Source organism: Pseudomonas sp. PDM14 (assembly GCF_014851905.1).
Taxonomy (GTDB): domain Bacteria; phylum Pseudomonadota; class Gammaproteobacteria; order Pseudomonadales; family Pseudomonadaceae; genus Aquipseudomonas.
The window spans coordinates 1,932,572-1,952,301 of sequence record NZ_JACVAQ010000001.1; the positions used below are offsets into that span (position 1 = coordinate 1,932,572).

A 19,730-nucleotide genomic window follows, 5' to 3' on the forward strand; every position below is an offset into this window, starting at 1 on the left:
TATGACCCTGAACCGTGATGCCGCCACCCAAGTCGCCCGCGTACTGTCCGAGGCGCTGCCTTATATCCGTCGCTTCGTCGGCAAGACGCTGGTCATCAAATATGGCGGCAACGCCATGGAGAGCGAAGAGCTGAAAGAGGGCTTCGCCCGCGATATCGTGCTGATGAAGGCGGTTGGCATCAATCCGGTGGTCGTACACGGCGGCGGCCCGCAGATCGGTGACCTGCTCAAGCGCCTGTCCATCGAGAGCCACTTCATCGACGGCATGCGCGTCACCGACACGGCCACCATGGACGTGGTGGAAATGGTCCTAGGCGGCCAGGTCAACAAGAGCATCGTCAACCTGATCAACCGCCACGGCGGCAGTGCCATTGGCCTGACCGGCAAGGACGCCGAGCTGATCCGGGCGAAGAAGCTCACCGTCAGCCGGCAGACCCCGGAGATGACCCAGCCGGAAATCATCGACATCGGCCACGTCGGCGAAGTGGTCGGGGTGAATACCGACCTGCTGAACATGCTGGTGCGTGGCGACTTCATTCCGGTGATCGCGCCGATTGGCGTCGGCGCGGACGGCGAGTCCTACAACATCAACGCCGACCTGGTGGCCGGCAAGGTGGCCGAAGCGCTGAAAGCGGAAAAGCTGATGTTGCTGACCAACATCGCCGGCCTGATGAACAAGCAGGGCGAAGTGCTGACCGGGCTGACCACCGAGCAGGTCGACGAATTGATCGCCGACGGCACCATCTACGGCGGTATGCTGCCGAAGATCCGCTGCGCCCTCGAAGCGGTGCAGGGCGGCGTGACCAGTGCGCACATCATCGACGGGCGTGTGCCGAATGCGGTGTTGCTGGAAATCTTCACCGACAGCGGCGTGGGTACGCTGATCAGCAATCGCAAGCGACATTTGTGATCGAGAAAACCAAACCGGCCGCATCAGCGGCCGGTTTTCTTTCGGGTGGCGTTTAGCGATTGAGCAATTGCTGCAGGCGAGCTCTATCGGCAACAAAACCCGCCTCGGCCTGCTTGCGCGCGTCCTGATAACGCTGGATGTCCTTCTGCAACCCCACCTGCTCGGCCTTGAGATTCTCGATCTGCGCCAGCAGATGCTCAGGCACTTCGCGCCCGCCGCGCTCCAAGCCGGCAGCCTGGCTCTGCAGATTGCCCTGCTGAGTGCGCAGCGATTGCAGGTTGCCCTGCGCCACGCTGATCACCCCCTTGAGTTCGACCATCTTGCGCTCGCGGGCACGATCCACATCCTCGACACTGCTGTACAGACGCAGCAGCTGCTTGTCCGAACTGGCGCGGGCTTTCTCGGCCTGCAGGCGCTGACGCTCTTCCAGGCTCGGTGCGGGAGGTATCACCTGCACGACCCGGCCCTGGTCGTTGAGCACTTCATAGCCATTGCCGATGAACTCCGGCGGCACACCGGTACGATCGAGCACAACGACACCCTTGTCGTTGATATAGCGATACAGCTCGGCCGCACTGACGCCCAACGGCAGGCAAAGGGCCAAGGTCAATGTCCAGTGCATCGCGTCCCGCTTGAGCATGAACAAATCCTTCTTCTTGTGAGGGTGAAGCTAGATGCCGTACTGCGCGCGATACGCCTCGACAGCTGGCAGGTGCTTCTTCAGTTCAGCATCGCCTGCCAGATAATCCAGCACCTGCTCCAGCGAAACAATACTCACCACCGGCATGCCGTAGTCATGTTCGACCTCCTGGATCGCTGACAGCTCGCCCGTACCGCGCTCCTGCCGGTTCAGGGCGATCAGCACGCCTGCGGCTTGCGCGCCCTGCGCCTGGATGATCTGCATGACCTCGCGAATCGCCGTGCCAGCAGTGATCACGTCGTCGACGATCATCACGCGCCCGGTCAGCGGCGCCCCGACCAGCGTACCGCCTTCGCCATGATCCTTGGCTTCCTTGCGGTTGAAGCACCAGGGCAGATCGCGTTCATGCTGCTCGGCCAGCGCCACCGCAGTGGCCGCCGCCAGCGGAATGCCCTTGTAGGCCGGGCCGAACAGCACATCGAAGTCGATACCGGCGTCGACCAGTGCCGAGGCATAGAAACGCCCCAGCTTGGCCAAGGCCAAACCGCTGCTGAACAGACCGGCATTGAAGAAGTAGGGACTGGTGCGTCCGGACTTGAGGGTGAACTCACCAAAACGCAGAACGCCGCGTTCGATGGCAAAACGGATGAACTCGCGCTGGTACGCCTGCATGAAAAGCCCCGAACGGAAGGGTTATAGCTATGAATTTGGCTAATTACGGATGAGCTCAGGTATCATACACGCAGGTGTTTTTGGGGGCCATTATGCGGATCATCAGTGTCAACGTGAATGGCATTCAGGGTGCAGTCGAGCGCGGTTTGCTCAGCTGGCTGCAAGCCCAGAATGCCGATGTGATCTGCTTGCAAGATACCCGCGCCTCCTCTCTCGAGCTGGAAGACCCGGCTTTTCAGCTTGACGGTTACTTTCTTTACGCCTGCGATGCAGAAATGCCTGCCCAGGGCGGCGTCGCACTGTACTCGCGCTTGCAACCAAAGGCGGTGATCCACGGCCTCGGCTTTGAAATGGCTGATCGCTACGGCCGCTACCTGCAGGCCGACTTCGACAAGGTCAGCATCGCCACCGTCCTGCTGCCATCCGGCCAGGGCAGCGACGAAAACCTCAACCAGAAATTCAAGTTCATCGACGACTTCTCCGCGTACCTGGACAAGCAGCGTCGCAAGCGCCGCGAGTACATCTACTGCAGCTCGCTGTACGTGGCCCACCAGAAGCTCGACGTGAAGAACTGGCGCGACTGCCAGCAGGTGCCGGGTTTCCTAGCGCCGGAGCGCGCCTGGCTGGACGAAGTGATCGGCACCATGGGCTATGTCGACGCGCTACGCGAAGTCAGCCGCGAGGGCGACCAGTACAGCTGGTGGCCGGACAGCGAGCAGGCCGACATGCTCAATCTCGGCTGGCGCTTCGACTACCAGTTGCTCACCCCGGGCATGCGCCGCTCCGTGCGCAACGCCAAGCTGCCACGCCAGCCGCGCTTCTCCCAGCATGCGCCGCTGATCGTCGACTACGACTGGCTGCTCAGCGTCTGACCTGCGCCGGCGTCAGCCGGCCGCTCCGCCGCGTAGCGAACGCCACAGCTTCGACGTCGCGCCAACCACCGCAAGCACCACGGCACCTGCCGCCACGCCGAACAGCGCGTCGAGCAGGGTCGGCGTGATCACCGCCAGCACACCGCCGATGGCAGGCAACGTGGCAGCCGCCAGCGCCGCGTGATGAATCGCCTCGTGCACCACCGGAATGCCGTGGGTAAGGATTCCGCCGCCGACCATGAACATCGCCGCCGTACCGATCACCGACAGCGCCTTCATCAGCCATGGCGCCAGCCAGAGAATCCCACGTCCAATCTGCTGCGCCGCCGCATTGCCGCGTTGGCTGAGATAGAGCCCGGCGTCATCCAGCTTGACGATACCGGCGACCAGGCCGTACACGCCAACGGTCATCACCAAGGCGATGCCGGACAACACGGTGACCTGCTGGATGAACGGCTGCGCCGCCACCACGCCCAGGGTGATCGCGATGATTTCCGCGGAAAGGATGAAGTCGGTACGGATTGCGCCCTTGATCTTGTCCTTCTCGAACGCCTGGATGTCCACGCTCGGATCGGCCAGCGCCTCGACCCGCTGCGCATGTTGGCTACTGTCTTCTTCCTTGCTGTGCAGGAACTTGTGCGCCAGCTTCTCGAAGCCTTCGTAGCAGAGAAAGGCACCACCCAGCATCAGCAGCGGCGTGACGGCCCAGGGCGCGAAGGCGCTGATCAGCAGCGCCGCCGGCACCAGAATGGCCTTGTTCAGCAGCGAGCCCTTGGCCACCGCCCAGACCACCGGCAATTCGCGCTCGGCCTTGACCCCGGAGACCTGCTGCGCATTCAGCGCGAGGTCATCGCCGAGTACACCAGCGGTTTTCTTCGCCGCCACCTTGGTCATCACCGACACATCGTCCAGCACGCTGGCGATATCGTCGAGCAGGGCTAACAGATTGGCTCCAGCCACTTCAGGGCATCCTTGTACGATGAGTGGTAAAGAGAGGCGACCCAGGGCGAGCCGCCACAGGGCAACTTACTTGATCAACCGCCAGCACAGTGGATAGCGGTAGGCCTTGCCTTCATTGGCCTTGACCCCGGCAATGATGCTCAGCACCAGCGCTAGCAGGCCGATCAGCGGTAGCAGCAGGAAACCCACCACCACAACCATCAGCAGCATGCACACCACCGCGGCGATGGCCACGGTGATCTGGAAGTTCATCGCTTCCTTGCCCTGGTCATCAATGAACGGATCGACCTCGCGCTTGAGCTGCCAGACGATCAGCGGCCCGAGCAGATTGCCGAACGGAAACACCAGGCCGATCAGCGCGGCGAGGTGGCAGAACATCGCCCACTGCCGGGCATCCTGACTGGGAAGAGGGGTGAGGTTCTGCTCGTCCATCGGTGTACTCCGGAGAAGGAATTAGTCGACCAGGGCCGCGCGCTGTAGCTCGAACAACTCGCGCATGCCCTGCTGGGCCAAGGCCAGCATGGCATTCAGCTCTTCTGGCTGGAAGGGGGCGCCTTCAGCCGTGCCCTGCACTTCGATGAAACCGCCAGCGTCGGTCATGACCACGTTGAGGTCGGTCTCGGCAGCCGAGTCTTCCAGGTAGTCCAGATCCAGTACCGGCTCGCCCTGGTAGATGCCCACGGAAACCGCGGCGACCATCTGCTTGAGCGGCTCGCCCTTGAGCGCGCCGCGCTTCTTCAGCACCTTCAGCGCATCGGCCAGTGCAACCATGGCACCAGTAATCGACGCAGTGCGGGTGCCGCCGTCGGCCTGGATCACATCGCAGTCGATATAGATGGTGTTCTCGCCCAGCTTGCTCATGTCCAGCGCGGCGCGCAGCGAACGGCCGATCAGGCGCTGGATTTCCAGGGTGCGGCCGCCCTGCTTGCCACGGCTGGCTTCGCGCTGGTTACGATCGCCGGTGGCGCGCGGCAGCATGCCGTACTCGGCGGTCAGCCAGCCCTGGCCCTGGCCCTTGAGGAAACGCGGCACGCCGGATTCGACGCTCGCGGTGCAGATGACCTTGGTGTCACCGAACTCGACCAGTACCGAACCCTCGGCATGCTTGGTGTAGTTGCGGGTGATGCGAACAGCGCGCAACTGGGTGGAGGCACGGCCACTGGGACGTTTCATCTGCTAATACCTGAATAAGAGAGCGGGGAATCTGCCCGGCATTATAGGGCTGCCATCGCCAGCGCGACACGGCGGATTGGGCCGGCCGACGCACTGCGCTACAATCCGCGCCCTGGTTTCGCATCCGCAAGAGGTAATTCCCATGGTGCACAGCATGACGGCCTTCGCCCGCGTCGAAGGGGCAGGCGCCAACGGCACCCTGAGCTGGGAACTGCGCTCGGTCAATCACCGTTATCTGGAGCCGCACCTGCGCCTGCCGGAAGCCTTCCGCGACCTCGAAGGCGCGGTGCGCGAAGCCCTGCGTCAGGGCCTGTCGCGCGGCAAGGTGGAATGCACCCTGCGCTTCGCCGAAGACAACGCCGGCAAGGCACTGCAGATCGACAGCGAACGCGCCCGTCAGCTGATCGCCGCCGCCGAAAGCGTGGCCAGCCTGATCAAGCAGCCAGCCCCGCTCAATCCGCTGGAAGTGCTGGCCTGGCCCGGCGTACTGGTGGCCGACGCCGCCGATCCGCAGGCGCTGAACGCCGCCGCCCTCGCCCTGTTCAACCAGGCGCTGAGCGAGCTGAAGAATGGCCGCGGTCGCGAAGGCACCGAGCTGGCCAAGCTGCTCGACGAGCGTCTGGATGGCATCCTCGCAGAGGTCGCGTCGATGCGCGAACTGGTGCCACAGATGCTCGCCGGCCAACGGCAGAAGATCCTCGACCGCTTCAACGAGATGAAAGCCGAGCTCGACCCGCAGCGCCTGGAGCAGGAGCTGGTGATGCTCGCGCAAAAGAGCGACGTGGCCGAAGAGCTCGACCGCCTCAGCACCCACGTCACCGAAGTGCGCCGCGTGCTCAAGGCCGGCGGCGCAGCCGGGCGACGCCTGGACTTCCTCATGCAGGAACTCAACCGCGAAGCCAACACCCTCGGCTCCAAGGCCTTCGACCCGCGCAGCACGCAGGCGGCGGTCAATCTCAAGGTCCTGATCGAGCAGATGCGCGAACAGGTTCAGAACATCGAATAACGCCGCTGCGGCGACACCCCGATCTTTTCCAGGATGCATACATGACCACCACCGGCACTCTCTACATCGTTTCCGCCCCGTCCGGCGCCGGCAAGACCAGCCTGGTCAAGGCGCTGATCGAGGCCGCCCCGCAGATCCGCGTTTCCGTGTCGCACACCACCCGCGCCATGCGCCCGGGCGAGGCGGACGGGGTGAACTACCACTTCGTTCCTCGCGAGGAATTCCTCGCCATGCTCGATCGCAACGAATTCCTCGAGCATGCCCAGGTCTTCGACAACCTCTACGGCACCTCGCAGCGCTGGGTCGAGAAGACCCTTGCCGAAGGCTACGACCTGATTCTGGAGATCGACTGGCAAGGCGCGCAGCAGGTGCGCAAGCTGATGCCGCAGGCGAAATCGATCTTCATCCTGCCACCGACCCAGGAAGCCCTGCGCCATCGCCTGACCAATCGCGGCCAGGACAGCGGCGAGATCATCGAACGACGCATGCGCGAAGCCGTCAGCGAAATGAGCCACTACGTCGAGTACGACTACATCGTGATCAACGACGATTTCGCCCACGCCCTGACCGACCTGCAGGCGATTTTCCGCGCCAATCAGCTGTGCCAGCAGCCACAGCAGCAGCGTCACGCCGGCCTGCTCAGCGAACTGCTGGCCTGAGCCCGGGAAATCAGCGCTTCCCTTAATGCTGGTGATTTTTTAGACTATCCAGTCCGCTCGCCCATCCGGGCCCAGCCTTATTTGCTATTTGCCACGAGGAACATCCATGGCCCGCGTTACTGTTGAAGACTGCCTGGACAACGTCGATAACCGCTTCGAGCTGGTCATGCTCGCCACCAAGCGCTCCCGTCAACTGGCCACCGGCGGCAAAGAGCCCAAGGTAGCCTGGGAAAACGACAAGCCCACCGTCGTCGCCCTGCGCGAAATCGCTGCCGGCCTGGTCGACTACGACGTCATCGCCCAGGACGACCTGGTCGAGGAAGAACCGTTCTTCGCTGCCCTCGAGGACGAGGCCAACGAGCCTCTGTAACGCCATGGGTCGAAGTCGCGCGACTCGCATGCAGCCAAAACGGCAGGGAGCACATCCTTGCCGAGCATAGACTCACTCGCCGAACGACTGTCGACCTACCTCGGCCCGGACCAGGTCAATCTGGTCCGCCGCGCGTACTTCTACGCCGAGCAGGCGCACGATGGCCAACGCCGCCGCAGTGGCGAGGCCTACGTCACCCACCCGCTTGCCGTCGCCAACATCCTCGCCGACATGCACATGGACCATCAGAGCCTGATGGCCGCGATGCTGCATGACGTGATCGAGGACACCGGCATCGCCAAGGAAGCGCTCACCGCGCAGTTCGGCGAAACCGTCTCGGAACTGGTCGACGGGGTCAGCAAACTGACCCAGATGAACTTCGAGACCAAGGCCGAAGCCCAGGCCGAGAACTTCCAGAAGATGGCCATGGCCATGGCCCGCGATATCCGCGTGATCCTGGTCAAGCTGGCCGACCGCCTGCACAACATGCGCACCCTGGAAGTGCTGTCCGGCGAGAAGCGCCGGCGCATCGCCAAGGAAACCCTGGAAATCTACGCGCCCATCGCCAACCGGCTGGGCATGCACAGCATGCGCGTGGAGTTCGAGGACCTCGGTTTCAAGGCCATGCACCCGATGCGCTCCGAGCGCATCCGTACCGCGGTCAAGCGGGCGCGCGGCAACCGCAAGGAAATCGTCGCCAAGATCGAGGAATCGATCACTCACTGCCTCGAACGTGAAGGCATGCAGGGCGATGTGATCGGCCGCGAGAAGCACCTGTACAGCATCTACCAGAAGATGCGTGGCAAGCGCCGGGCGTTCAACGAGATCATGGATGTCTACGCCTTCCGCATCGTGGTCGACAAGGTCGACACCTGCTACCGCGTGCTCGGCGCCGTGCACAATCTGTACAAACCCCTGCCGGGGCGCTTCAAGGACTACATCGCGATCCCCAAGGCCAACGGCTACCAGTCGCTGCACACCACTCTGTTCGGCATGCACGGCGTGCCCATCGAAATCCAGATCCGCACCCGTGAAATGGAAGAGATGGCCAACAACGGCATCGCCGCGCACTGGCTGTACAAATCCAACGATGACGACCAGCCCAAGGGCACCCATGCCCGTGCGCGGCAGTGGGTCAAAGGCGTGCTGGAAATGCAGCAACGCGCCGGCAACTCGCTGGAATTCATCGAGAGCGTGAAGATCGACCTGTTCCCGGACGAGGTCTACGTGTTCACGCCCAAGGGCCGCATCATGGAGCTGCCGAAAGGCTCCACGGCGGTCGACTTCGCCTACGCGGTGCACACCGACGTCGGCAACAGCTGCATCGCCTGCCGTATCAACCGCCGTCTGGCACCGCTATCGCAGGCCCTGGAAAGCGGCTCCACGGTGGAAATCGTCACTGCCCCCGGCGCGCGGCCAAACCCGGCCTGGCTCAACTTCGTGGTCACCGGCAAGGCGCGCACGCACATCCGCCATGCGCTCAAGCTGCAGCGCCGCTCGGAATCGATCAGCCTCGGCGAGCGCCTGCTGAACAAGGTGCTGACCGGCTTCGACAGTCACCTCGAGAAGATTTCCCCCGAGCGCTTGCAGCAGGCCCTCGGCGAATACCGCCTGGAGGTCATCGAAGACCTGCTCGAAGACATCGGCCTGGGCAATCGCATGGCTTACGTGGTCGCCCGACGCCTGCTGGCCAGCGAAGGCGACGAATCGCCGAATGCCGAAGGCCCGCTGGCAATCCGCGGTACCGAAGGCCTGGTGCTCAGCTACGCCAAGTGCTGCACGCCGATCCCCGGCGACCCGATCATCGGCCACCTGTCCGCCGGCAAGGGCATGGTCGTGCACCTGGACAGCTGCAAGAACATCAGCGAAATCCGCCACAACCCGGAAAAATGCATCCAGCTCAACTGGGCCAAGGATGTCACCGGCGAATTCAACGTCGAACTGCGCGTCGAGCTGGAGCACCAGCGCGGCCTGATCGCCCTGCTCGCCAGCAGCGTCAACGCCGCCGACGGCAACATCGAGAAGATCAGCATGGACGAGCGCGACGGTCGCATCAGCGTGGTCCAGCTGGTCATCAGCGTGCATGACCGCGTACACCTGGCCCGGGTGATCAAGAAACTGCGCGCCCTCACCGGGGTGATCCGCATCACCCGCATGCGCGCCTGAAGCTGAGGCGCCGCCGCCAACCCCACCACCTCGGTCTGCGCTCGATCACCCATACGAGCGCAGCCTTCATCCCACAAGGAGCTATTCCATGAGCAAGAGCGTGATCAGCAGCGACAAGGCCCCAGCCGCCATCGGCACCTACTCCCAGGCGATCAAGGCAGGCAACACCGTGTACCTGTCCGGGCAGATCCCACTGGACCCGCAAACCATGGAACTGGTGCAAGGCTTCGAAGAGCAGACCGTACAGGTGTTCGAAAACCTCAAGGCCGTGATCGAAGCGGCCGGCGGCTCGTTCAAGGACCTGGTCAAGCTGAACATCTTCCTCACCGACCTCAGCCACTTCGCCAAGGTCAACGAAGTCATGGGCCGCTACTTCGAGCAGCCTTACCCGGCCCGCGCCGCCATCGGCGTGGCCGCTTTGCCGCGCGGTGCGCTGGTGGAAATGGACGGCATCCTGGTTCTCGAATAAGCCCCCGGCCAAGGACATCGCCATGCGTCTCGCCCTGAGCCTCGCGCTCGCCTGCAGCCTGCTCGGCGGCTGCGCCAGCCAGCCCGGCAACCCGGACGGCACCTGGATCAACCAGCCGCTGATCGATGCCGCCGGCGAAGGTGGCTCGCTGCGCGAGGCGCTGCTGGCCTACGGCCCGAACCTGGAGTGGAAGGTCGACAGCGCGCGCGGCCTGGCGACCTACAGCAACGGCTTCGAGCTGGGCGAAGGCCAGCTGGTGGCCCAGGACGGCGGCTGGCACGTCGACTACCACGGCGATTACCAAGAACAGCTCAGCCTCGATGACGCGCAGCTGGTGCAAGCCGCCAGCAGCAACTGGCCGGAACAGCGCTTCAGCAAACCGACCAAGCCAGCGGCGGCCGATGCGCCGCCGGGCAGCAGCTTCGAGTGGGCGTTGTACCAGGCCTACCTCGGCGGCCAATGGACCATCGTGGAAGGCCTGGGCCAGGGCGGCATGGTGATCTTCCACCCGGACGGCCGCGTCGAGGGTCTGCCGGGTAGCGAGCGCTATGCCCTGTGCCTGGCCGGTGACTGCGCGTCGATGGCCGGCGACCACGACAGCCTGTGGCTGCAGCTCGGCCAGCAGGGCGCACCCTGGATGTTCGAACGCGAGGGTGACGAATTACGCATCTTCGAGGCGGTAAATCAGGCCCAGTCGACCGAGATGCCCGAATATCAACCCGGTCGCCAGGCCTGGCTGCTCGAACGAGACTGACCGCGGACATGCGCCACACCTCATTGCTAGGGCTGCTATTACTCGCCCTGACTGCCCAGGCTGACCAGCGCCACTACGACAGCAGCGGACGTTATCTGGGCCGCACGGACGACAGCGGCCGCCATTACGACAGCAGTGGCCACTATACCGGCAGAACCGATGCCAATGGCCAGCGCTACGATGACAGCGGGCACTACCTCGGCCGGCAAAGCGAAAGCGGCGGCAACTATGACGCCAGCGGACGTTACACCGGACGCCAGGACCAGGATGGCCGCAAGTACGACGCCAGTGGACACTATGAAGGCAGGCAGGACCGGGACGGCCGGCAATACGACTCCAGCGGGCGTTATACCGGTCGCTCTGACGACTGATCAGCACTCAGGATAGCGGCGTAGCCTTCCCGGTAGCTCGGGTACTGCGGCGCCCAACCCAAGGCGCGGGCACGGGCGTTGCTGCAGCGTTTGCTACCGGAACGGCGCACGGTGGACTCCTCTGCCCAGTGGCTGACGCCCAGGCGCTCGCGCAGCCAGCCAACCACTTCATGCAGCGCCGCCGGCTCGTCGTCGACGCCGATGTAGCAATCGTCCAGCGCCACGCCGCGGCGGTCGGCCTGCAGCAGGAAGGCGAGTAGCCCGGCCGCATCGTCGGTATGGATACGATTGCCATACAACGGCGGCTCGCTGACAACGCGATAACCCATGCGCACCTGATTGATCAGCCACTCGCGGCCCGGTCCGTAGATGCCGGTCAGGCGTACCAGCGTGCCGGGCAGGTCGCTGCCCAGCAGCAGGTTTTCGGCCTCACGCATGATGCGCCCGGAATAGCCCTCGGCCTCGGCGGGCGAGGTTTCGTCGATCCACACGCCGCCATCCTGGGCATAAACGCCGCTACTGGAAACGAACAGCACGCGCCTAGGGCGCTGGCCATGGGCCGCAAGCCAGGCCAGCACATGGCGCAGGCCATCAACATAGGCCTCGCGGTAGCCGGCCTCGTCATGCGCGGTGGCCGCAGCCGCGTACACCAGATAGTCCAGCGGCTCGCTCGGCCACTGCTCGGGGCACTGCGCCTGGTAGAGGTCACCCGCCACCGGCTGGATGCCCGCGGGCAGGGCTGCGACGTTTCGGCGCAGACCGAACACGCGCCAGCCGGCCTGGTCCATGCGCTGGGCCAGTCGCCCGCCTACATCACCACAGCCAGCAATCATCAGGGTCGGAGCAGCAGACATCAAAAGCACCTCGTGGGAAATCCGGTACCGCCATGGCGACCGACGGACAGGGTAACAGCAGGATTTAGTGCAATAAAGTTACATTGTTACTTTCACAAACAAGAATTACTTGCAATAATAATCGCCCTTTTGCGCCAGAGCTCCCGTCGAGCCTGGTCACGTTCGTCCACCCTAGGTCCGGCCAGCATGAACTCTATCGCTACCAGCGCTCAGCCCAACCCTGTTTCCCCATCGCGCGCTCTGCGTGTCATGGGCGCCCTGCTCTTCAGCCTGCTGCTGGCCCCGGTCTGCAGCTTCGCCGAAGAGCCGGTCGCCGCGCCGGCGACGCCGCCAGCCGTCAGCGCCGAAGCAGACTCCGCTGCCGCGCCGAGTGCCACTGCCCCGGCCGCGACCCCGGCTGAAGCAGGCGCTGCGGTCGACCCGAATGCTGCTGCCGTCGACCCGAACGCGCCGGTCGATCCCAACGCACCGACCGACGAAGAACTGCTCGCCGAAGAGCAGGGCCTGGTCCACGATCTGTCGCCGTGGGGCATGTACCAGAACGCCGACATCGTGGTGAAGAGCGTGATGATCGGCCTGGTCCTGGCCTCGATCCTGACCTGGACCGTGTGGGTCGCCAAGAGCATCGAGCTGATCGGCGCCCGCCGCCGCCTGCAGCGCGAACTGCTGGACCTGAAAGGCGCGCGCAACCTCAACCAGGCTGCCGAACAGGCCCGCACCAAGCACAGCTTCAGCAGCCTGCTGATCGATGACGCCCGCGACGAGCTGAAGCTCTCCTCCGGCTGCCGCGAGAAGGAAGGCATCAAGGAACGTGTCAGCTTCCGCCTGGAGCGCCTGGTCGCCGCCTGCGGTCGCGAGATGAGCAAAGGCACCGGCGTGCTCGCCACCATCGGTTCCACCGCGCCCTTCGTCGGCCTGTTCGGTACCGTATGGGGCATCATGAACAGCTTCATCGGCATCGCCAAATCGCAGACCACCAACCTCGCCGTGGTCGCCCCCGGCATCGCCGAGGCCCTGCTGGCTACCGCCCTGGGTCTGGTCGCGGCGATTCCTGCGGTGATCATCTACAACGTCTTCGCCCGCTCCATCGCCAGCTACAAGGCGCAGGTAGCCGACGCGTCGGCACAGGTTCTGCTGCTGGTCAGCCGCGACCTCGACCATCAGTCGAGCGGTGATCGCAGCCAACAGCCGCACATGGTCAAGGCGGTCTGAGGCCATGGGTCTGCATCTGAACGAAGGTGGTGACGATCTCCAGGAAAACCACGAGATCAACGTAACGCCCTTCATCGACGTCATGCTCGTGCTGCTGATCATCTTCATGGTCGCGGCACCCCTGGCTACCGTCGACGTCAAGGTCGACCTGCCGGCCTCCAGCGCCAAACCGGCGCCGCGTCCGGACAAACCGATCTACCTGAGCATCAAGGACGACAACAGCCTGTTCCTCGACAACGAGCAGGTCGATCCGGCCCAGCTCGGCGCCGTGCTCGACAAGCTGACCAACGCCGACAAGGACAAGACCATCTTCGTCCGTGGCGACAAAGGCGTGGACTACGGCGACCTGATGGGTGTGATGGACAACCTGCGCGGTGCCGGCTACCTGAAAGTCGGCCTGGTGGGCCTGGAAACGGTCGGCAAACAATGACCTCTACGCCACGCAAGCTGTCGCAATGGGGCGTCAGCCTTATCGTCGTGCTCGGCCTGCATGTCGGCCTGTTCATCTGGGCGCTGTTCTGGCACCCGGTGGCGGTTCCCCTGGAACTGCCGCCAGCGGCCATGGTGATCGAGCTGGAACCACTGGCCGCTGCGCCGAAGCCGGCTCCGCCACCACCACCAGAAGTGCAGCCGGAAGAACCCGAGCCGCAGCCTAAGCTGGTCGAAGCGCCGAAGCCGAAGCTGGCCATCGCACCGCCGAAACCCAAGCCCAAGCCGAAACCGCCGAAGCCGGTCGAACCCAAGCCGCAGGTCAAGCCCCAGGACAACCCGCCGCAGGAAACACCACCCGCGCCGGTCGCCGCTGCCGACGACAAACCCGCTGCACCGCAGCAGGCCGCCGTCAGTGCGCCGAGCAAGGCCGAGATCAGCTGGCAGAGCAAGCTGCTCAGCCACCTGAGCAAGTACAAGCGTTACCCCGAAGATGCCCGCCGCCGCGGCTTCGAGGGCGTCAACCGCCTGCGCTTCGTGGTCGATGCCAACGGCAAGGTGCTGTCCTACTCGCTGGCCGGTAAATCCGGCAGCGCGTCGCTGGACCGTGCCACCCTGGAGATGATTCGCCGCGCCCAGCCGCTGCCACCGCCACCGGCAGAAATGCTCAAGGACGGCAGCCTGGAGATCGTCGCGCCCTTCGTCTACTCGCTGGACCGTCGCTAAGGGTCCAGTCACGACCCTGGCAGGGTGGATGAGCAAAGCGCCATACGCCCTGCCGACTGACGCAACGCTTGCTCCGCAGGCGCAGAGTGAGCAGTTGGTTCCATTGAATACAGCCGCTATGCTTGGGCGCATCTCAATGGATTAAGACTATGACCCTCACCGAACTGCGTTACATCGTCACCCTCGCTCAGGAACAGCACTTCGGGCGCGCAGCCGAGCGTTGCCACGTCAGCCAGCCGACCCTGTCGGTCGGGGTGAAGAAGCTCGAGGACGAGCTCGGTGTGCTGATCTTCGAACGCAGCAAGAGTGCGGTCCGCCTGACCCCGGTCGGCGAAGGCATCGTCACCCAGGCACAAAAGGTCCTGGAGCAGGCCCAGGGCATCCGTGAGCTGGCCCAGGCCGGCAAGAACCAGCTGGCCGCGCCGCTGAAGATCGGCGCCATCTACACCGTCGGCCCCTACCTGTTCCCCCACCTGATTCCACAGTTGCACCGGGTCGCTCCGGAGATGCCGCTGTACATCGAGGAGAACTTCACCCACGTGCTGCGCGACAAGCTGCGCACCGGTGAGCTCGATGCCGTGATCATCGCCCTGCCCTTCCAGGAAGCGGACGTGCTGACCAAGCCGCTGTACGACGAACCGTTCTACGTGCTGATGCCCGCCGGCCACCCGTGGACCGCCCAGGACCATATCGACGCCGCACTGCTCAACGACAAGAGCCTGCTGCTGCTCGGCGAAGGTCACTGCTTCCGCGACCAGGTGCTCGAAGCCTGCCCGGCCACACGCAAGACCGAAGAGAACAAGCACACCACCATCGAGTCCAGCTCGCTGGAAACCATCCGCCACATGGTCGCCTCCGGCCTGGGCATCTCGATCCTGCCGTTCTCCGCCGTGGACAGCCACCACTACGCCGCCGGCGTGATCGAAGTGCGTCCGCTGACTCCGCCGGTGCCGTACCGCACCGTGGCCATCGCCTGGCGCGCCAGCTTCCCGCGCCCGAAGGCCATCGAAATCCTCGCCGACTCGATCCGCCTGTGCTCGGTCGCGGCGCGTCCGCAGGACGAAGCCCTGCCGGCATGACCGAACTGGCACGGGTGCCGGTCACCACGCTCAAGGGCGTCGGTGACGCACTGGCGGAAAAGCTTGCCAAGGTCGGCCTGGAAACCCTGCAGGACGTGCTGTTCCACCTGCCGCTGCGCTATCAGGACCGCACCCGCGTGGTGCCGATCGGCGCGCTGCGGCCGGGCCAGGACGCCGTGGTCGAAGGCATCGTCGCCGGCGCCGACGTGGTCATGGGCAAGCGTCGCAGCCTGCTGATACGCCTGCAGGACGGCAGCGGCACGCTCAGCTTGCGCTTCTACCACTTCAGCCAGGCCCAGCGTGACGGCCTCAAGCGCGGCACCCACGTCCGCTGCTATGGCGAAGCGCGCCCCGGCGCCTCCGGCCTGGAGATCTACCACCCCGAATACCGCGCGCTGAGTGGCGACGAGGTGGCGCCGGTGGAGCAGACGCTGACGCCGATCTACCCGACCACCGAAGGCCTCACCCAGCAGCGCCTGCGCAGCCTCAGCCAGCTCGCCCTGGCGCGTCTCGGCCCGCATAGCCTGCCGGACTGGCTGCCCGCCGAGCTGATCCGCGACTACCGCCTGGCCCCGCTCGACGAAGCCATCCGCTACCTGCACCGCCCGCCACCGGATGCCGATCAGGACGAACTCGCCGAAGGTCAGCACTGGGCCCAGCATCGCCTGGCCTTCGAAGAACTGCTGACTCATCAGCTGTCGCTGCAGCGCCTGCGTGAGCAGGTCCGCGCGCAAGCCGCGCCCCGCCTGCCGATCGCCAAGCACCTGCCGCAGCTGTTCCTGCAGAACCTCGGCTTCCAGCCCACCGGCGCGCAGCAGCGGGTCGGTGCCGAGATCGCCTACGACCTCAGCCAGGACGAGCCGATGCTGCGCCTGGTACAGGGCGACGTCGGCGCCGGCAAGACCGTGGTCGCCGCGCTCGCCGCGTTGCAGGCGCTGGAAGCCGGTTACCAGGTGGCGCTGATGGCGCCCACCGAGATCCTTGCCGAGCAGCACTTCATCAACTTCACCCGCTGGCTGCAGCCGCTGGGCATCGAGGTCGCCTGGCTGGCGGGCAAGCTCAAGGGCAAGGCCCGCGCCGCGGCCCTGGAACAGATCGCCGGCGGCGCGCCGATGGTCGTCGGCACCCACGCGCTGTTCCAGGAAGAGGTGCAGTTCAAGCGTCTGGCCCTGGCGATCATCGACGAGCAGCACCGTTTCGGCGTGCAGCAACGCCTGGCGCTGCGGCAGAAAGGTGTCGACGGCCGCCTCTGCCCGCACCAGCTGATCATGACTGCCACGCCGATTCCGCGAACCCTGGCGATGAGCGCCTACGCCGACCTCGACACCTCGATCCTCGACGAGCTGCCGCCTGGGCGTACGCCGGTGAACACCCTGGTGATCGCCGACAGCCGCCGCATCGAAGTGGTCGAGCGGGTACGCATCGCCTGCCGCGAAGGCCGTCAGGCCTACTGGGTATGCACGTTGATCGAGGAGTCCGAGGAGCTCACCTGCCAGGCGGCGGAAACCAGCTTCGAGGAGCTTTCCAGCGCCCTCGGCGAGCTGCGCGTCGGCCTCATCCACGGGCGCATGAAACCGGCCGAGAAGGCCGCGGTAATGGACCAGTTCAAGCGCGGCGAGCTGCAGCTGCTGGTCGCCACCACGGTGATCGAAGTCGGCGTCGACGTGCCCAATGCCAGCCTGATGATCATCGAGAACCCCGAGCGCCTCGGCCTCGCCCAGTTGCACCAGCTGCGCGGCCGGGTCGGCCGTGGCAGCGCGGCCAGCCACTGCGTGCTGCTCTATCACGCTCCGCTGTCGCAGATGGGCCGCGAGCGCCTGGCGATCATGCGCGAGACCTGCGACGGCTTCGTCATCGCCGAGAAGGACCTGGAGCTGCGCGGCCCCGGCGAAATGCTCGGCACCCGCCAGACCGGCCTGCTGCAGTTCAAGGTCGCCGACCTGATGCGTGACGCCGACCTGCTGCCCGCCGTGCGTGACGCCGCCCAGGCCCTGCTCGCGCACTGGCCGCAACACGTCAGCCCGCTGCTGGAGCGCTGGTTACGCCATGGTCAGCAATATGGCCAAGTGTGAGCCAGCGCACAGCCCACCGGTCACCGGTCCGTCGGTTCCGCTCGCCGACCGGGCGGCTGGTTATACTCCCTGCAGTAGTTTCTCAGCCGGATTTCGCTCATGACTGAAGTTGCCCTCGCCCCCGATAGCGCACCGCGCGCACCTGCCGTGATCCTCCAGCTGCTGGAGAAACTTGGCGTGCCCTGCCAGATCCGTATCGATCACCTTGGCCTGCCGGCCGAGCGGCGGGTACAGGCAGCACTTCTCGATGACGCCGTCGGCGCACTGCTGGTGCTGTTTCCGCAGTCGCAGCTGCTCGACCTCAACCGCCTGGCCGAACTCACCGGGCGCAAGCTGGCCGCGGTCAAACCCGAGCGCCTTGAGCGCATGCTGGCCAAGCACACCCTGGGCAAGCTGCCCGGCCTGCCGCCGCTGACCAGCTCACCGTGCCTGTATGACGAGCGCCTGCTGCAGGTCGACAGCCTGCTGGTGGAATCCGGGCAACCCGGCGTGCTGCTGGAAATCAGCAGCGACGTGTACAAGACCACTCTGCTGAGCAAGGCCAGCGCCGCCCGCTTCGGCGAACCGCTGGCGAAGATCAAGCCCAACCTCGACCGCCCGGACGACGACCGCGCCGAAATCACCCAGGCCGTGCAGGCGTTCACCGCACGCCGCATCCAGCAGCGTCTCGAAGAAACCATCGAGATCCCGCCGCTGCCGGAAACCGCGCAGAAGATCATCAAGCTGCGCGTCGACCCGGATGCCACCGTCGACGACATCACCGGGGTGGTCGAAACCGACCCGGCGCTGGCGGCTCAGGTGGTCAGCTGGGCCGCGTCGCCCTACTACGCCGCGCCCGGCAAGATCCGCTCGGTGGAAGACGCCATCGTCCGCGTGCTGGGCTTCGACCTGGTGATCAACCTGGCCCTCGGCCTGGCGCTGGGCAAGACCCTGAGTCTGCCCAAGGACCAGCCACAGCAGGCTACGCCGTACTGGCAGCAGGCGATCTACAGCGCTGCAGTGATTGAAGGCCTGACCCGTGCCATGCCGCGCGCACAGCGCCCGGAAGCGGGCCTGACCTACCTCGCCGGCCTGCTGCACAACTTCGGCTACCTGGTCCTGGCGCACGTATTCCCGCCGCACTTCTCGCTGATCTGCCGGCACCTGGAAGTCAACCCGCATCTCTCGGCCAACTACATCGAACAGCACCTGCTGGGCATCACCCGCGAGCAGATCGGCGCTTGGCTGATGCGCTTCTGGGACATGCCGGAAGAGCTGGCCACCGCCCTGCGCTTCCAGCACGACCCGGACTACGACGGCCCGCACGCCGCCTACCCGAATCTGGTGTGTCTGGCGGTGAGCATGCTGCGCAACCGCGGCATCGGCAGCGGCCCGCAGCGGGAGATCCCGGATGCGCTGTTCGCGCGCCTGGACATCACCCGCGAAAAGGCCGAGGACGCGCTGAACAAGGTCCTGCAGGCCGAAGCGGCACTGCGTGACCTGGCGTCGCAGTTCAACACGCCGCACTGATCGGCGAGCATGAAAAAGGGCCCCGCGGGGCCCTTTTTTCATGCCTGTAAAACGACTATTTGAGCGCCGCGCGCCGCGCCGCGAAGACCTTGGGCAGGTGCTTGCTGCTGGCTTCGAGCACCGCGCGCACCGGCGCCTGCTCGTACAGTGCGGCGTACTCGGCCAGCTGGTCGCTGGGCATCTGCCGATAGGCATAGAGCATGAAGGCTTCCACGCCACTGGCGCTGGACGCGCGCAGTGGCGCCACCTGCGCGGCGGTCTGCTCGCTCAGGGCCTTCTCGTCGAGGTTCTTGCCGCGCGCACGCAGGGTCTGCAGCGCCTGGGTCTTGCCGACCTCGTAGCGCAGCAGAGTGGCCAGTTCGGTGGTGTGCGCGGCCTTGTCCAGACGCTGCACCAGCTCCAGGCGCTCCTTGCGCGGTGCGCGCTCCGCCAACTGGGTGCGATAGGCCGCCAGACCACCGTCTTCGCCCACGGCATGCTCGGCCTCGGTGAAGTGCTTGGCCAGCGGGCTGTCGAGCAGCTTGAGGGCCGCCTCCAGCTGCGCCTTGGGCAGCTCGGGCGTCAGGCGCTTGGCCAGGTCGGTGCACAGGGCGTCGGCGGAAAACTGTTTGGCCAGGCGCTGGTGCTGCTCGGCCGGCATGCCGCGCACCAGCAGCGGCGCGGTCTGCTCGCAGAGCAGCTGCACGCCTGCCAACTCCAGCACGCGCTTCAGGGTCGGGTCGACCGGCGCGGCGTGCACAGGGCCGACCAGCACCAGCAGCAGGGATAGGAATGTCAGCAGACGCATGCTCGAAGCTTCCGGGGAAAAGAGTGCCAGCCTAGCCAAG

At 65.2% G+C, this 19,730-nt stretch carries 22 protein-coding genes; 15 read left to right on the plus strand and 7 right to left on the minus strand.

Annotated elements, in window-relative coordinates:
* Nucleotide 1 precedes the first annotated feature (1 nt).
* Nucleotides 2–910, plus strand: a complete 909-nt coding sequence (gene argB / locus IB229_RS09115; protein ID WP_192327263.1) for an acetylglutamate kinase — start codon at nucleotides 2–4, stop codon at nucleotides 908–910.
* 52 nt (nucleotides 911–962) lie between these two features.
* On the opposite strand, the gene IB229_RS09120 is transcribed toward argB, so the two are convergent.
* Both IB229_RS09120 and pyrE read right to left on the minus strand, forming a co-directional pair.
* The gene (locus IB229_RS09120; protein ID WP_192327266.1) at nucleotides 963–1,550 is read right to left on the minus strand and encodes a DUF4124 domain-containing protein; all 588 of its coding nucleotides are present in this window, start codon (nucleotides 1,548–1,550) and stop codon (nucleotides 963–965) included.
* 30 nt (nucleotides 1,551–1,580) lie between these two features.
* Nucleotides 1,581–2,222, minus strand: a complete 642-nt coding sequence (gene pyrE / locus IB229_RS09125) for an orotate phosphoribosyltransferase (RefSeq protein WP_192327269.1) — start codon at nucleotides 2,220–2,222, stop codon at nucleotides 1,581–1,583.
* 92 nt (nucleotides 2,223–2,314) lie between these two features.
* Between pyrE and IB229_RS09130 the strand changes: the two genes are divergently transcribed.
* Nucleotides 2,315–3,094: an exodeoxyribonuclease III gene (locus tag IB229_RS09130; protein WP_192327272.1), complete on the plus strand. Its 780-nt coding sequence runs from the start codon at nucleotides 2,315–2,317 to the stop codon at nucleotides 3,092–3,094.
* A 12-nt stretch (nucleotides 3,095–3,106) separates the two neighbouring features.
* On the opposite strand, the gene IB229_RS09135 is transcribed toward IB229_RS09130, so the two are convergent.
* From IB229_RS09135 to rph, 3 genes are all read right to left on the minus strand, one after another.
* Complete coding sequence (locus tag IB229_RS09135; protein WP_192327275.1) at nucleotides 3,107–4,054, minus strand: DUF808 domain-containing protein; 948 nt, start codon at nucleotides 4,052–4,054, stop codon at nucleotides 3,107–3,109.
* Between the two features lie 66 nt (nucleotides 4,055–4,120).
* Nucleotides 4,121–4,486, minus strand: a complete 366-nt coding sequence (locus IB229_RS09140; RefSeq protein ID WP_192327278.1) for a DUF4870 domain-containing protein — start codon at nucleotides 4,484–4,486, stop codon at nucleotides 4,121–4,123.
* Between the two features lie 21 nt (nucleotides 4,487–4,507).
* Nucleotides 4,508–5,227 (minus strand): ribonuclease PH, encoded by a 720-nt coding sequence (rph, locus tag IB229_RS09145; protein ID WP_192327281.1) that lies wholly within the window; start codon nucleotides 5,225–5,227, stop codon nucleotides 4,508–4,510.
* Between the two features lie 142 nt (nucleotides 5,228–5,369).
* Between rph and IB229_RS09150 the strand changes: the two genes are divergently transcribed.
* From IB229_RS09150 to IB229_RS09180, 7 genes are all read left to right on the plus strand, one after another.
* Entirely contained in the window at nucleotides 5,370–6,233 is an 864-nt protein-coding gene (locus tag IB229_RS09150) for a YicC/YloC family endoribonuclease (RefSeq protein WP_192327284.1), read from the plus strand.
* Nucleotides 6,234–6,274: 41 nt separating this feature from the next.
* Complete coding sequence (gene gmk / locus IB229_RS09155; RefSeq protein ID WP_192327287.1) at nucleotides 6,275–6,892, plus strand: guanylate kinase; 618 nt, start codon at nucleotides 6,275–6,277, stop codon at nucleotides 6,890–6,892.
* A 106-nt stretch (nucleotides 6,893–6,998) separates the two neighbouring features.
* Complete coding sequence (gene rpoZ / locus IB229_RS09160; protein WP_173211071.1) at nucleotides 6,999–7,262, plus strand: DNA-directed RNA polymerase subunit omega; 264 nt, start codon at nucleotides 6,999–7,001, stop codon at nucleotides 7,260–7,262.
* 57 nt (nucleotides 7,263–7,319) lie between these two features.
* Nucleotides 7,320–9,428: a bifunctional GTP diphosphokinase/guanosine-3',5'-bis pyrophosphate 3'-pyrophosphohydrolase gene (spoT, locus tag IB229_RS09165; RefSeq protein ID WP_192327290.1), complete on the plus strand. Its 2,109-nt coding sequence runs from the start codon at nucleotides 7,320–7,322 to the stop codon at nucleotides 9,426–9,428.
* A gap of 88 nt (nucleotides 9,429–9,516) precedes the next feature.
* Nucleotides 9,517–9,897 (plus strand): RidA family protein, encoded by a 381-nt coding sequence (locus tag IB229_RS09170; protein WP_192327293.1) that lies wholly within the window; start codon nucleotides 9,517–9,519, stop codon nucleotides 9,895–9,897.
* A 22-nt stretch (nucleotides 9,898–9,919) separates the two neighbouring features.
* Nucleotides 9,920–10,651 carry a hypothetical protein gene (locus IB229_RS09175; protein ID WP_192327296.1) on the plus strand — a complete coding sequence of 244 codons (732 nt, stop codon included), beginning with the start codon at nucleotides 9,920–9,922 and terminating at the stop codon, nucleotides 10,649–10,651.
* Between the two features lie 8 nt (nucleotides 10,652–10,659).
* The gene (locus tag IB229_RS09180) at nucleotides 10,660–11,022 is read left to right on the plus strand and encodes a type IV secretion protein Rhs (protein WP_192327299.1); all 363 of its coding nucleotides are present in this window, start codon (nucleotides 10,660–10,662) and stop codon (nucleotides 11,020–11,022) included.
* On the opposite strand, the gene IB229_RS09185 is transcribed toward IB229_RS09180, so the two are convergent.
* Entirely contained in the window at nucleotides 10,998–11,876 is an 879-nt protein-coding gene (locus IB229_RS09185) for an NAD-dependent epimerase/dehydratase family protein (RefSeq protein ID WP_192327301.1), read from the minus strand. The two genes, IB229_RS09180 and IB229_RS09185, sit on opposite strands and share 25 nt — an antisense overlap.
* A gap of 186 nt (nucleotides 11,877–12,062) precedes the next feature.
* Between IB229_RS09185 and exbB the strand changes: the two genes are divergently transcribed.
* The 6 genes from exbB to IB229_RS09215 all read left to right on the plus strand — a co-directional run bounded on the left by exbB (nucleotide 12,063) and on the right by IB229_RS09215 (nucleotide 18,903).
* Entirely contained in the window at nucleotides 12,063–13,088 is a 1,026-nt protein-coding gene (gene exbB, locus IB229_RS09190; RefSeq protein WP_192327304.1) for a tonB-system energizer ExbB, read from the plus strand.
* A 4-nt stretch (nucleotides 13,089–13,092) separates the two neighbouring features.
* Nucleotides 13,093–13,518 carry a TonB system transport protein ExbD gene (exbD, locus tag IB229_RS09195; RefSeq protein ID WP_192327307.1) on the plus strand — a complete coding sequence of 142 codons (426 nt, stop codon included), beginning with the start codon at nucleotides 13,093–13,095 and terminating at the stop codon, nucleotides 13,516–13,518.
* On the plus strand, nucleotides 13,515–14,243 hold the full coding sequence (locus IB229_RS09200; protein WP_192327310.1) for an energy transducer TonB: 729 nt from the start codon (nucleotides 13,515–13,517) through the stop codon (nucleotides 14,241–14,243). Before exbD ends, IB229_RS09200 begins: the two co-directional genes overlap by 4 nt.
* A gap of 149 nt (nucleotides 14,244–14,392) precedes the next feature.
* Nucleotides 14,393–15,322 (plus strand): hydrogen peroxide-inducible genes activator, encoded by a 930-nt coding sequence (locus tag IB229_RS09205; RefSeq protein WP_192327313.1) that lies wholly within the window; start codon nucleotides 14,393–14,395, stop codon nucleotides 15,320–15,322.
* Nucleotides 15,319–17,394: an ATP-dependent DNA helicase RecG gene (gene recG / locus IB229_RS09210; RefSeq protein WP_192327314.1), complete on the plus strand. Its 2,076-nt coding sequence runs from the start codon at nucleotides 15,319–15,321 to the stop codon at nucleotides 17,392–17,394. The genes IB229_RS09205 and recG overlap by 4 nt, the downstream gene beginning before the upstream one ends.
* 99 nt (nucleotides 17,395–17,493) lie before the next feature.
* Nucleotides 17,494–18,903, plus strand: coding sequence for an aminoacyl-tRNA deacylase and HDOD domain-containing protein (locus IB229_RS09215; protein WP_192327316.1), 1,410 nt, complete (start codon nucleotides 17,494–17,496; stop codon nucleotides 18,901–18,903).
* 55 nt (nucleotides 18,904–18,958) lie between these two features.
* Here the strand turns inward: IB229_RS09215 and IB229_RS09220 are convergent, their stop codons facing one another.
* Nucleotides 18,959–19,690, minus strand: a complete 732-nt coding sequence (locus tag IB229_RS09220) for a hypothetical protein (protein ID WP_192327318.1) — start codon at nucleotides 19,688–19,690, stop codon at nucleotides 18,959–18,961.
* Nucleotides 19,691–19,730 lie beyond the last annotated feature (40 nt).